Genomic DNA, 13,564 nt, shown 5'->3' on the forward strand with positions numbered 1-13,564 from the left:
TGCGCTGCATCGCGATTTTTCAACCAAAAGACTGGATATTGCGCCGACTTGGCGCAATGGTGCGCGCATGGTTGGCGCAATAAATCCTCACAGTTTCAGCGACTCTCTCGTCATTCTCGGCGCGGCGGGGCTGGTCATCCCTGGCTTCTCGCGCTTTCGCATCAGCCCGGTGATCGGCTTCATCCTGGTTGGGCTGGCAGTGGGACCGAACGGCCTTGGCGCGCTCGTCGGGCAATATCCTTGGCTCTATCATGTGACGATCTCCAATCAGGAGGCGATCGAGCCCTTTGCCGAGTTGGGCGTCATATTATTGCTCTTCTCGATCGGGCTGGAACTGAGTTTCCGCCGATTATGGACGATGCGAACGCAGGTATTCGGCGTCGGCGCGGCGGAACTGATCCTGAGCGCCGTGCTGATCGCGACGGGCCTTTATCTGCTCGGTCAGCCCACGGCTGGCGCGATCGGCCTCGGCTTGGCCCTCGCGCTTTCATCCACCGCCGTGGTGCTGCCGATGGTGGGCACCCAGAGCGCGGTCGGGCGTGCCGCCTTTTCGATGCTGTTGTTCGAGGATCTGGCGCTGGTCCCGATCATCTTCATGCTCGGCGCATTGGCCCCTTCCGTCGCCGCCAGCCCGGACGGGGCGTGGAGCGCGATGGGCGACACGCTGCTGCGCGGCGGCATCACCATCGCCTTCATGCTGGTGATGGGCCGTTTCCTGCTGCCCCATGTGTTCAGTCAGGCGGCACGCACCAAAAGCCCCGAAGTGTTCCTGGCGGCTAGCCTATTGGTGGTCATCGTCTCCAGCCTCGCCACCTCGCTCGCGGGCCTGTCGCCGATCGTGGGCGCCTTGCTCGCGGGCCTGCTGATCGCCGAGACGGACTATCATGGCGAAGTCGAAGTGATGACCGCGCCGTTCAAGGGGCTGGCGCTCGGCGTCTTCCTGATCACCGTCGGCATGAGCCTGGACCTGCGCGTCATCCTCGCCAACTGGCAGAGCCTGTTGATGGCGGTCGTTGGCGTCGTGTTCGCCAAGACGCTGGTGACCTCGGCGCTCCTCTATTTCTCCGGCGCGCGCAAGGGCACCGCGCTGGAGGTCGGCGTGCTGATGTCCAGCCCGTCGGAAACCACGTTGATCGTGCTGTCCACCGCCGCGGCGGCGCAACTGATCCTGCCCTCCACCGCCGCCTTCTGGCAGATCGTGACCGCGATCGGCCTGACGATCACGCCGCTGTTGGCGCGTATCGGCCATGATGTCGCCCGGCGGCTGGAAATGGCACTGGGCGAGGATCGCGTCGATCCAACCGAAGATCATGCCGAAGCGGCGGCGGTCGTCATCGGCTTTGGCCGGGTCGGGCGCATGGTGTGCGACTTGCTCAAGACCCATAAGCAGCGTTTCATCGTCGTGGAGTCCGATCCCGACGTGGTCGCCGAAGCGCGGCGGGCGGGCTATCCCATATTGTTCGGCGACGTGTCGCGCGTGGAGATGCTCGACAAGCTGCGGCTGGGTCATGCCCGCGCGCTGATCCTGACGATGGACGATCCGGTGCTGTCGGTGCGCGTGACCCAACGGGTGCGCGGCTGGGTGCCAGACTTGCCGATCATCGCACGCGCCCGCGATACCGATCATGCCGCGCAACTCTATCGCGCTGGCGCAAGCGATGCCGTTCCCGAAACGCTCGAAAGCTCGCTGCAACTGGCCGAAACCGCGCTGGTCGATCTGGGCGTCGCGATGGGACCAGTGATCGCGTCGATCCACCAGACCCGCGAAGATCTCCGGATGGGGATCAAGGAAGCGGCGCAAATGGAAACCGCGCCTAAGCTGCGCCGCCTTCGTCCGGACGAAGAGGCTGCTTAATCCGATACCACGGGCGGGCTGAACACCGACCAGCCGGTGCGGCGCGCCAGTTCCTCCAGCGCCGCCGTGCCGATCTGGCTATTGCCGCTGGCATTCAGGCCCGGCGACCAGACGGCGATCGAGGCGCGGCCGGGCACGATTGCCATGATGCCACCGCCCACCCCCGACTTGCCGGGAATGCCGACGCGAAAGGCGAAGTCGCCCGACGCATCATAATGGCCGCAGGTCAGCATCAGCGCATTGATCCGCCGCGCCCGGCGGGGCGGCACCACCCTGCCCCCGCCCGGATGCTGGCCATCCAGCATGAGGAAGCGCCCCGCCAGAGCAAGTTGGCGACAGGTCATCTCGATCGCGCATTGATGAAAATAGCTGCCCAGCACCAGATCGACCGGATGGCGCACATTGTCGAAGGCGCGCATATAATTGGCGAGCGCCGCGTTGCGGAACCCCGTCGCGGTCTCGGACGCAGCCACCGCTTCGTTGATCGCAATGCTGTCGTCGCCGCTCACATAATGCAGAAAGCGCAGCATTTCGCCGATCGCCACGCGCGGCTCATGCCCGCCCAGATTGACGTCGGTCACCACGATTGCCCCCGCATTGATGAAAGGATTGCGCGGAATCCCCTGCTCATGCTCCAATTGGGTGATCGAATTGAAGGCATTGCCCGACGGCTCGCGCCCGACCCGTTGCCATAGCTGATCGCCGACCTTGCCGAGCGCAAGGGTCAGCGCAAAGACCTTGGAAATCGACTGGATCGAAAAACCGGTGTCGGCATCCCCGCCTGTGATCATGCGTCCGTCGGCGGTGGCGATCGCGATACCGAATTGCGCGGGATCGACCTTGGCCAGTTCGGGGATGTAGGATGCGACGGCACCACGCTCATCCGCCTGTGCCATCATGGCGATGATATCGCCGACAATGGCGTCGAGGTCAGGGGTCATGGGCGCTGCTACATATCCGCAATAACTATGACCTTAATCATAGGCGCTATTCCTGCCGGTTGGACAGATTATTCTGTCCCGCCCGATGATCCCCGACCTGACCCGCCCGCTGTTACTTCAACCCACCGCCCATGGCGCGGTAGAGTTCCACCATGTTGGAGGCGCGCGTCAGCCGCGTAGTGAGCAGGCTCTGTTCGGCATTGGACAACGCCCGCTGCGAATCCAGCGTCGTCAGGAACCCATCGACCCCCGCACGAAAGCGAGCCTCCGACAGCGTATAGGCGACCCGCGCGGCATCCCGCTGCGACGTCTGCGCCTCAAGCTGTTCCCCCATCGTGCCACGCCGGGCCAAAGCATCCGCAACTTCACGGAAGCCCGTCTGCACGCTCTTCTCATAGGTCGCCAGCATCGCGTCATAGGTCGCCTTGGCATAGGCGAGATTGCCCTTGTTCTTCCCGAAGTCGAATATCGGCAAAGAAGCGGTCGGCGCTACCGACCAAAAGCTGCTTCCCGATCCGAACAGGTTGGACAGGCCAAGGCTGAGCGAACCAAATGCCGCCGTCAGCGATATATTGGGAAAAAACGCCGCCCGCGCCGCGCCAATATTGGCGTTGGCGCTCAGCAATTGATGCTCTGCTGACGCGATGTCCGGGCGGCGTAGCAGCACGTCCGACGCGATATTGGTCGGCAGATTTTCGATCGTCGCGCTCGCCGTCGGGAACCCTTCGGGCAGGTCGGTCGCAGGCACCGTCGTTCCGGCCAGCAGGTTCAGTGCATTTTGATCCTGCGCGACCAACGTGGTCGTTTCGGCGATGGTCGATCGCGCCGCATCATAGCTGGTCTGCGCCTGACGCACTTCCAGCTCTGACGCGATGCCCTTGGCGAAGCGCGCCCGGTTGAGTTCCAGCGTCTTGCCGAATGCCTGTTCCAGGTCGCGGGCGATGCGCAACCGTTCCTGATCCGCCGCCATGGTAAGCCAGGCATTGGCCGTTTCCGCGATCAGCGCGGTTTGCGCCGCATTGCGCGTTTCGACGCGGGCGAAATATTGCTCCTGCGCCGCTTTGCTCAGATTCCGTACCCGACCGAACAGATCGACTTCCCAGGCGGAAATGCCGACCTGCGCCTGGTACAAATCGGTTCGCCCCGACCCCGCCAGCGAAAAGGGCGAGTCCTGATAGGTTGCGGTGCCGCCCGCCGAAACGCCGGGCAACAGGTCAGCCCGCTGCACCCGATATTGCGCCCGCGCCTGTTCGACATTGGCCAGGGCTATGCGCAGGTCACGGTTGTTCGCCAGCGCGGTCTCGATCACCCGCGCCAGCCGCGCATCGGTGAAGAAATCACGCCACGCCGTATCGGCCGGAACGATCGCCGCGCCGTTGTCGGCACCGTAGGCTGGTCCCTGCGGCGAAGCCGCCGGGACCGCCAGTTGCGGCCGCACATATTTGGGGGCCATGTCGCACGCGGCGAGCGCCAGCGACAGGGTGATGGCGCCCAGCGCCTTTAGATTATGCATGATCATGCCTCCTGCGGCGCGGCGGGCGTTGCCCGGTCGTCGGCCGCTTCATGAGTCTTATGTTCGCGGAACAGCCGCTTCACGACGGTGAAGAAGACGGGGACGAAGAAGATCGCCAATACCGTCGCCGACAACATGCCGCCGACCACGGCCCAACCGATCGCATTCTGACCACCTGCGCCCGCCCCGTTGGACAAGGCCAAGGGCAGCACGCCGAAAATGAAGGCGAAGCTGGTCATCAGGATCGGTCGCAGGCGCAGCTTGCCGGCCTCCAGCGCCGCCGCCGCAGGCGACAGCCCTTCGCGCATCTTCTCTTCGGCGAACTCCACGATCAGGATCGCGTTCTTGGCCGACACGCCGATGGTGGTGATCAAGCCGACCTGCAGATAGATGTCGTTGTTGAGGCCCGCCAGCGTCGCGGCGATGACCGCACCCAGCACGCCCAAAGGCACCACCAGCATGACCGCGATCGGCACCGACCAGCTTTCATAGAGCGCCGCAAGGCACAGGAAGACGATCAGCAGCGACAGCGCATAGACATAGCCTGCCTGCCCGCCGGACGTCCGCTCCTCATAGGAAATGCCGTTCCAGCTATAGCCGATGCCCGGCGGCAATTTGGCGATATGTTCTTCCATCGCCTGCATCGCCGTGCCGCTTGCGACGCCAGGTGCAGGCGCACCCATGATGTTCATCGACGGCACGCCGTTGAAGCGTTCCAGACGGGCCGGTCCCTGGGTCCATTCGGTCGTCACGAACGAAGACAGGGGGGCCATGACGCCACTGCTGCCCCGCACATGCAACGCGCCGATGGCATCGGGCGATGTCCGAAACGGCGCATCGGCCTGCACGAACACACGCTTCACCCGGTCACGATCGATGAAATCATTGACGTAGCTGCTGCCCATATTGGTGCTGATCGTGTCGTTGACGTCCGCCTGGGCAATGCCCAACGCGCCCGCTGCGGCCTGATCGACATTGAGTTTGAGCTGTGGTGTATCCTCCAGACCGTTGGGACGCACCTGCGCCAGCCGCTTGTCGGCCATCGCCATGCCCAATAGCTGGTTGCGCGCCTCCAACAGCTTTTCATGACCGACATTGGCATTGTCGAGCAACTGCAGGTCGAAGCCGGAGGCATTGCCCAATTCCTGCACAGCAGGCGGTACGAAAGCGATGACCATGCCCGACGAAATCTTGCTGAACGCCATGTTCGCGCGCTGGGCAACCGCCATGACGCTATTGTCCGAACCCTTGCGTTCCGACCAGTCCTTCATCCGGGCAAAGACGATGCCGACATTCTGGCCTTGGCCGACGAAGCCGAAGCCCGAAATGGTGAAGACCGCCGCAACATTGTCCTTTTCCGACTGGAGGAAATGGTCGCGCACCCTGGCCAGCGTGCGTTCGGTCTCTTCCAGCGAAGAACCGGCAGGCAAGGAGACCTGGCTGATCAACGATCCCTGATCTTCCTCCGGCAGGAAGCCGCTCGGCAAGCGCAGGAATATGAAGACCATCCCAACGACGATCGCGGCATAGACCAGCATGCTGCGGCCCCAACGATGCTCGATCTTTTCGACATTGCGGCCATAGCCCTTCACGCCCTTGTCGAAGGTGCGGTTGAACCAACCGAAAAAGCCCTTCTTGTCGGCATGGCCATGTTTGGCGGGCTTGAGGATCGTGGCGCACAAAGCGGGCGTCAGGATCAACGCGACCAGCACTGACAGGATCATCGAAGACACGATGGTGATCGAAAATTGGCGGAAAATGACGCCGGTCGATCCAGCGAAGAAGGCCATTGGCAGGAACACCGCCGACAGGACCAGACCGATGCCGATCAGCGCGCCGCTGATTTCGTCCATCGACTTCTTGGCCGCTTCCTTGGGGCTAAGCCCTTCGTCCTGGATCAGGCGCTCGACATTCTCGACCACCACGATCGCGTCATCGACCAGCAGGCCGATCGCCAACACCATGCCGAACAGGGTCAGCGTGTTGATGGTGAAACCGGCAGCGCTCAGGATGGCGAGCGACCCCAACAACACCACCGGCACGGCGATGGTCGGGATCAGCGTGGCGCGCCAATTCTGGAGGAAGAGGAACATCACGACGAAGACGAGCAACACTGCCTCGATCAGCGTATGGATGACCTGCTCGACCGAGAGGGCCACGAAGGTCGAGTTATCGACCGGGAAATCATATTTGACCCAGGACGGGAAGTTCTTGGACTGCGCCTTGATCTGTTCCTTGACGCCTTCCACCGTGTCCAGCGCGTTCGCACCGGGGGCCAGCTTGATACCGAAGCCGGCGGCCGGATGGCCATTGAACTTCGCACCGAAGCTGTAATTTTCCGACCCCAATTCCACGCGCGCCACATCCGACAGACGCACGACCGCGCCGTCGCTATTGCTGCGCAGACGGATCGCGCGGAATTGTTCGGGCGTCCGCAGGCGTGACTGGGCGGTGATGGTGGCGTTGAGCGCTTGGCCCTTCGGCGACGGCGTGCCGCCGATCTGGCCAGCGGAAACCTGGGCATTCTGGGCCTGGATCGCGGCTTTCACATCGCCGGTCGTCACGCCCAGATTGGCCATCTTATAGGGGTCGAGCCACACGCGCATAGCATATTGCGCGCCCAGCAACTGGGTGTCGCCGACGCCTTCCACACGGCTGATGGGATCTTGCAGGGTCGATGCGACGAAATCGCCCGCATCCTGCTGATCATGAATGCCATCATCGGCATAGACCGCCATGACGAGCAGGAAGCTGGACGTCGATTTCGTGACGCGTAGCCCTTGTTGCTGCACTTCCTGCGGCAATAGCGGCGTCGCCTGCGACAGCTTGTTCTGGACCTGCACCTGCGCAATGTCCGCGTCCGTCCCCTGCTCAAAGGTCAGGGTGATGGACAGGTTGCCCGCGCCGTCACTGGTGGAGGAGAAATAGCGCAGATTGTCGATGCCCTTGAGCTGTTGCTCGATGATCTGCGTCGTCGTGCTTTCCAGCGTCTGCGCGTTCGCGCCGGGATAGCTGGTGGAAATGCCGACCGAAGGCGGGGCAATTTCGGGGAATTGCGCCACGGGCAGCGTGCGAAGCGCAAGCAGGCCCGCCAGCATCATGACGATGGCCAAGACCCATGCGAAGATGGGCCTGTCGATGAAATAGCGTGCCATGGCTTAGTTCGCCCCGCCCTGCTTTGATCCCTGCGGCGCGCCTTGCGCTGCCGTCACCTGCTGCGGTGCGCCGGGCGTGACGACCGTGCCGGGGCGCAGGTTGAGCAGCCCTTCCACGATCAGTTTGTCGCCGGGCTTCAACCCGCTGGTAACGATCCACTTGTCGCCCACGGCGCGGGCTACCTGAACCTGGCGCATCTCGGCCTTATTGTCTTTCCCCAGCACCATCGCCGTGGCCCGACCACGCGCATCGCGGGTGATGCCCTGCTGCGGTGCCAATATCGCCTCGCTCTGCTGGCCTTCGACCAGCTTGGCGCGGACATACATGCCCGGCAGCAACATGCCGTCGGGATTGGGGAAGGTCGCGCGCAGCGTCACGGCACCCGATGTCGGATCAACCGACACTTCGGAAAATTGCAGCCGTCCCTCGATCGGATAGGTGCTGCCATTGGGCAGCAGCAACTGGATGCGCGCGCCGTCCGCTTCGCTGACGCCGCCCCGCTTCATGGCTTGTTTAAGGTCGATGATCTCGGCGGCGGACTGCGTCATGTCGACATAGACCGAATCGGTACGCTGGATCGTTGCCAGCGGATCGGCCTGGCCGGTCTGAACCAGCGCGCCGGGCGTGAACAGAGACCGACCGATCCGGCCCGAAATCGGCGCCTTGATGCGGGTGAAGCCTTGGTTGACCTGGGCGGCCTCTACCGCGCCACGCTGCGCTGCAACATCGGCACGCGCCTGCTGCGCTGCCGCATCGGCATTGTCATATTCCTGGCGGCTGACGGCGTTCACGCCGACAAGATCCTTGTAGCGCTGCGCCTGCAACGCCGTCGATCGGATCGCGGCGTTGGCGCGGGCCAGCGAGCCTTGCGCTTGTGCCAGCGCCGCGCGGTAGGGCGCGTCCTCGATTTCGTACAGCAACTGCCCCGCGCGCACCATGGCGCCTTCGGTAAACAGGCGGCGGCGAATGACGCCACTGATCTGCGGACGTACCTCCGCTATTTCGAGGGCCACGATGCGGCCGGGCAATTCATTCACCAATGGCACCGACTCGGTTTTCAGCGTGACGACGCCGACGGCCGGTGGCGGGGGCGCGGGCGGCGGGCTTTCCCCGCACGCGCTCAGCGCCAATGCCGACGCGCACGCCAGCAACCCGATGAATGTCCCCTTGTGCATCGCCTGAATTCCGTTCCGATGTAGATATCCATTCGGAATGAACGTTCATTCCGCTTGCCCCGCAATTAGGTTCGTGCCACAGGATATTCAAGAGACAAAATCGCAGGGGAGCAGAAATTGGTTGCGGTGCAGCATGGCAAGAGCGTGGTGAACATAGAGAAATCCGGCAAGGCCCGTATTCTGGCGGCGGCCCGTGACCTGTTCGACAGCCATGGGTTCCACCAGACCTCGATGGCGGAGCTGGCGACCGCTGCCCAAGTGTCGGTCGGCCAGATCTATCGGCTCTTCAAGGGCAAGGAAGACATTATCGAAGCCCTTGTCCATGCCGACGCCGACGAATGGTGCGACGATATGGCCATCCTGCGCGAACGGCTACATGCCGGTTTGTTGTCGATCGAACAGACGTTCGAACAATTGCTGTTGCACACGATCGACGAGAAGAACGAAGCGCTATCCTTCGACATATTGGCCGAAAGTTTCCGCAACCCCGCCGTCGGCGATACGATTGCGAATATGTGCATGCGGTTTCGTACGTACATTCGCGATTTCGCCTGCGCGGCCAATCCTGATCTTTCGGGCGAAGCGCTGGAGGGCGCGGAGGAAGTGGTGTTGGCCTGCATGTTCGGATTGGGCCATCGCAGCCTGTCGCGACCGCAACTGAGCGCCGCCGCCACCGCCACCCTGTCGGCACGGATGATCATCGCGGCGCTCCGCGCGATCAACTGATCCATCACCGCACCTTGCGGTAGACCTCTACCGTTTCGCGCGCACAACGATCCCAGCTATAGCGGGCCGCGACACGCAATCCGTCCGCGCGCGCCTGCGCCCGCCAGCCGTCATCGACCAGGGCCTGTTCCAGCCGCCGGGCGAAATCATCGACATCCTCCGGCGCGACCAGCATCGCCGCGCCGCCGGTGACTTCCGGCAGGCAAGACGCATTGGCGACAACCACCGGCACGCCGCTCGCCATGGCCTCGACCGGCGGCAGGCCAAAGCCTTCATAGACCGAGGGATAAACGAACAGGGCCGCACCCGCATAGAGCAGCGGCAGATCAGCGTCGGGCACGAAGCCCAGATAGCGCACCCACCCCTCACGCCCGCCCTTTTCCATCCGCGCCTGCACCGCATCGCTCAGCCAGCCAGCCCCGCCGGTCACCATCAAGGGCCAGCGGTTCCGCACGGCAGGCGGCAATTTCTCCCAAGCGCATAGCAATTCCGCGATCCGCTTGCGCGGCTCGACCGTGGAAACGCACAGGGCATAGCCCTGCGGCTGCAGGTCATAGCGCGCCAGCGTGGGCGCGATCGCATCGTTCGTGCGCGGATGGAAGTCGGGACTGGCCGCCAGCGGGACCGCCGTCACAAGTGCCGGATCGATCGAGAGAAAGTCCGCCACTTCCGCCCGCGTCGTCTCGCAATCCGTGATGATATGCCCCGCCCGTTCGACCGAAAGCCGAAAATAGCGCTCGAACTGCCGCAATCGTTCGACCGGGTGGGTTTCGGGATAGCGGAAGATGGACAGGTCATGGACCGTGATCACGCCGCCCTCCCCGCCCGGTGGCAGAAAATAATTGGGGCCATGAAACAAGTTCGACCGCATGATCGACGCATCGCGCAAATTGCGGGCCCATTTGCTGTGCTTGCGCAGCCAGCGCTGTACGATGTTCCGCCGCTTGCCGCTGCCTTGATCCACCAACAGAGTGGCCGGATCGACGATCCATTCGCCATTGCGATAGAAGCGAACCGCTTCGACCTCGTCCATATGGGGCAGGCGCTGCGCCAATTCCCAGCTATAGCGCCCGATACCCGACAGCCGGGGTTCGAGCGCTTCGACCGAAAGAATGATCCGAAGGCTCACGTCATTCTGTCCCAAGCCGTACATACCAGCGCGCGGCTATCGACGGACTGGGCAAAACCGCAAGGAAAATCAGTGGTCGGCCCTTTATTTCGCCGCCACGCCTTCCGGCAGGACGACTGCGGACCAGCTTTTGCCCGGCACCAGATATTTGGCCGCCAATGCCTGCAACTGCGGCGCGGTCACGGTCAGCATATCCTGGCCCATCCGCTGCATCGCCTCGACATAGCGCGGATCATGAGTCGCGCCCTCCATCTGGTTCATCCAGAAAGCATTGCCGGTGCTGGCGCGCGTCAGCAATTGCCGCATCGGCGCAACGGCCCGTTGCAATTCATCCTCGCTGACCGGATTTTTTACCAGATCGGCGGCGGTGCTTTTGACCACATCGTAAAAATAGGCGACGCGATCGGGCCGGACCTGACTGGTCACCAATATATAGCCGCCCGCATCATAGGAGAAAGGCCAGTTATTCTGGACGCTCGGCGAATAGGCAGCCCCCTCGGCCGACCGCAGCCGGTCGAACAGGCGGTCGTTGAAGATCTGGGTCAGTATCTCCAACTGGCGCGCTTCCTTTTGTAGCGTGAAGCCGCCTGCCGTCGGCCAGGCCAACACGGCCGCCGCCTGCTCCTTGTCGCCCTTATGCCGCAACACCACCGGCTCTTTCACAGGGGCGGGGAAGCGCATCGCGCGATTAGTCGCAGGCGCGGGCGTATCGGATCGCGGTGCCAAAGCGCCAAAGGTCGCGGCGACCGCCTGGATCGCTTCCTCCGCCTTCACATCGCCGAATATCTGCACCTCGATCGGCCCCGATGCCAGCACTGGCTCCCACACGGCGCGGAAAGCCTGCGGCGTCAGCGCGGCGATCTCTTCGCGTGACGGCGTGCGGAACCGCACATCCTTGTCATGCAGCAACCAGTTGAGATCGCGCCCCAACACCGCGTCAGCCGATTGCGACATGGCATCATAAGCCAAAATCGCGCCGGTCTTCACCCGCTCGATCGGCGCAGGATCCCAGCCGGGCGCTGCCAGCTTGGTCGCGAACAGGCGCAACTGGTCGCGATAATCCGCTGGCCGGGTCACGGCCTGCAATTCGAACGCATCATCGTCGATGCCGAACTCCATGCCCATGCGGCGGCCATTGGTCAGCTCGTCCAGCTCGCGCTGGCCCAGCTTGCCGATGCCGCTGGCGACCAGCGCATAGCCGCCTGCCCAACTCGCCACCGGCTTGGTCGGCGAAAAACTCTGCTGGCCATGACCAAAGCGGACGTTGATCCGCACCTTCTCCGTTTCGGCATCATTGGCGAACAGGGTCAGCTTCACGCCGTTGGAAAAAGTGATGCTCTCCATCCCCGGCAGACCAGTGGCCGTGCGCGACACGACCGTTGCCGGTGCGCCAAGCGCAGGCAGGTCATCCATCGTCACAGGCTTTTCAGCGAGCCGCACATTGGTCGCCGCCTTCACGGGGGCGGCAACGGCCGCGGCAAGACGGGCATCCGTGCCCGCCTCCACCTTGCCGGTCACCAGCAGGGCGCGGAAGACATCGGCCGAAAATAGCCTCCGGGTGGAATCCAATATCTTCTGCGGCGTCATGGCGGGCTTACCGGCGCGGAAAATGTCCACGGCGGCCTGCGGACTGACGGTTGTCTCACGAATATCCACCGCGCTGACCAGATCGCTCGCCTGCCGGGCGCTCGCCTCGGTATCGGCATTTTCGACCTGGATCGACAGCGCCGTATCCATCTGCGCATATTCGCGGTCGATCTCCAGCTGGCTGGGCGGGCTAGCCTTGGCATCTTCCACGATGGCGCGGACATCGGCCAGCGCCTTTTCCCAATCATCATTGGCGGGAATGATCGACATAAAGGTGCCGTCCGCTGAACGGCTCACATCCTGCTGCTCGACGCTCGCTTGCAGGAAGCTACCGCCAGCCCTTGCGGCCTGTTCCAACCGGCGGCTGATGATCTGCAGCGCCAACATGTCGGTCAGCTTGTCCTGATTATACAGGATCGTGTCGGCCCGCGGCTTCCACGGACGCAGCCAGGCCGCCGTCAGGCCGACGGGCGTGCCGGGTTCGACCAGCACCCGCGTCGCCGGGCTTTTGGGATCGGGCTTGCCGAAGTCGGGAATGGCCGCGCCCTTGCCCGTTGCGCTCCACGCCGCGAAATTGTCGCGGATCAACTGCTCGGCCTGCGCGGGGTCGATGTCACCCGCTATCGCGATCACCGTATTTTCAGGGCGATACCAGCGCTGGTGAAAGGCAGCCATGGCCTTGGCAGTCGCGGCGTTCAGAGTGGCGACGGTGCCGATGGGTGAATGATCCGCCAAAGGCTGCCCGGCGAAGAAATGCTGGCGGCTGGCATCCGATACCCGCATCTGGGTGCCCTCGCTTTCCCGCCGCTCGGCCAATACCACCGCGCGCTCGGCGGCGATGGCGCTATCAACGATGTTGGGATCAGCCATCATGCCCGAAAGAATTTTCAGACTTTCGTTCAGGCTTGCCTGTGTGGCTTGGGGCAAGTCGAGCGCGTAGGTTGTGCCCGTCGGCGACGTGACGGCGTTGCTGTCGCTGCCGAAGGTCACACCCAAACGCTGCCAGATACGTTTGGATTCGCCGTCCGGCACATGGCGCGACCCACGCATCGTCAGATGCTCCATATAATGAGCGTATCCCATTTCATCGGGTCGCTCCATCAAGGAACCGGCATCGATCCGCAACCGCACCGACACCTGCCCCGGCGGCACGCCATTGCGCCGGATGGCGTAGCGCAACCCGTTGGACAGCGTACCGAAATGCCAAGCGGCATCGATCGGCACATCGCTATTTTCATAGAGCCAGGGGCGCGTCTGCGCCTGCGCAGCGCCTGTCTTGGCAAGGGCGGTCGGGGATTGCGTCTGTGCGACAAGCGGCACGGACGACACCGACAGCAACAGGGCGAGAACGGAGAGCGAAGTGGCCGAACGGCGGGGGAAAAAATGCATAGGCCTGTCAGCCTAGCGGCACTTTCCTGAATGGCCACTGACAATCATCGTCAGGACGGGAGACTGTTGCCCCCATCAGGTGGAGCGCGCCGG

8 protein-coding genes are annotated in these 13,564 nt (G+C 63.3%); 2 read left to right on the plus strand and 6 right to left on the minus strand.

Annotated elements, in window-relative coordinates; all coding sequences use genetic code 11:
- The first annotated feature begins 67 nt into the window (after positions 1-67).
- Positions 68-1,855 carry a cation:proton antiporter gene (locus SxD43FB_RS01185; RefSeq protein WP_096060638.1) on the plus strand — a complete coding sequence of 596 codons (1,788 nt, stop codon included), beginning with the start codon at positions 68-70 and terminating at the stop codon, positions 1,853-1,855.
- On the opposite strand, the gene SxD43FB_RS01190 is transcribed toward SxD43FB_RS01185, so the two are convergent.
- The 4 genes from SxD43FB_RS01190 to SxD43FB_RS01205 form a co-directional block, all read right to left on the minus strand.
- Positions 1,852-2,796, minus strand: coding sequence for a glutaminase (locus SxD43FB_RS01190; RefSeq protein WP_096060639.1), 945 nt, complete (start codon positions 2,794-2,796; stop codon positions 1,852-1,854). The two genes, SxD43FB_RS01185 and SxD43FB_RS01190, sit on opposite strands and share 4 nt — an antisense overlap.
- 112 nt (positions 2,797-2,908) lie before the next feature.
- Complete coding sequence (locus tag SxD43FB_RS01195) at positions 2,909-4,309, minus strand: efflux transporter outer membrane subunit (RefSeq protein ID WP_096060640.1); 1,401 nt, start codon at positions 4,307-4,309, stop codon at positions 2,909-2,911.
- 2 nt (positions 4,310-4,311) lie between these two features.
- On the minus strand, positions 4,312-7,464 hold the full coding sequence (locus SxD43FB_RS01200; protein WP_096060641.1) for an efflux RND transporter permease subunit: 3,153 nt from the start codon (positions 7,462-7,464) through the stop codon (positions 4,312-4,314).
- A 3-nt stretch (positions 7,465-7,467) separates the two neighbouring features.
- A complete protein-coding gene (locus SxD43FB_RS01205; RefSeq protein WP_096060642.1) occupies positions 7,468-8,640 on the minus strand; it encodes an efflux RND transporter periplasmic adaptor subunit in 1,173 nt (390 codons plus the stop codon).
- A 180-nt stretch (positions 8,641-8,820) separates the two neighbouring features.
- On the opposite strand from SxD43FB_RS01205, the gene SxD43FB_RS01210 reads away from it, so the two are divergent.
- Positions 8,821-9,366: a TetR/AcrR family transcriptional regulator gene (locus SxD43FB_RS01210; protein WP_176482649.1), complete on the plus strand. Its 546-nt coding sequence runs from the start codon at positions 8,821-8,823 to the stop codon at positions 9,364-9,366.
- A gap of 4 nt (positions 9,367-9,370) precedes the next feature.
- On the opposite strand, the gene SxD43FB_RS01215 is transcribed toward SxD43FB_RS01210, so the two are convergent.
- Together SxD43FB_RS01215 and SxD43FB_RS01220 are read right to left on the minus strand one after the other, a co-directional pair.
- On the minus strand, positions 9,371-10,495 hold the full coding sequence (locus SxD43FB_RS01215; protein ID WP_096060748.1) for a glycosyltransferase family 1 protein: 1,125 nt from the start codon (positions 10,493-10,495) through the stop codon (positions 9,371-9,373).
- A gap of 84 nt (positions 10,496-10,579) precedes the next feature.
- Positions 10,580-13,471, minus strand: a complete 2,892-nt coding sequence (locus SxD43FB_RS01220) for a M16 family metallopeptidase (RefSeq protein ID WP_096060643.1) — start codon at positions 13,469-13,471, stop codon at positions 10,580-10,582.
- Between the last annotated feature and the right edge of the window lie 93 nt (positions 13,472-13,564).

Source organism: Sphingobium sp. D43FB (assembly GCF_002312805.1).
In the GTDB taxonomy this organism is placed as follows: Bacteria; Pseudomonadota; Alphaproteobacteria; order Sphingomonadales; family Sphingomonadaceae; genus Sphingobium.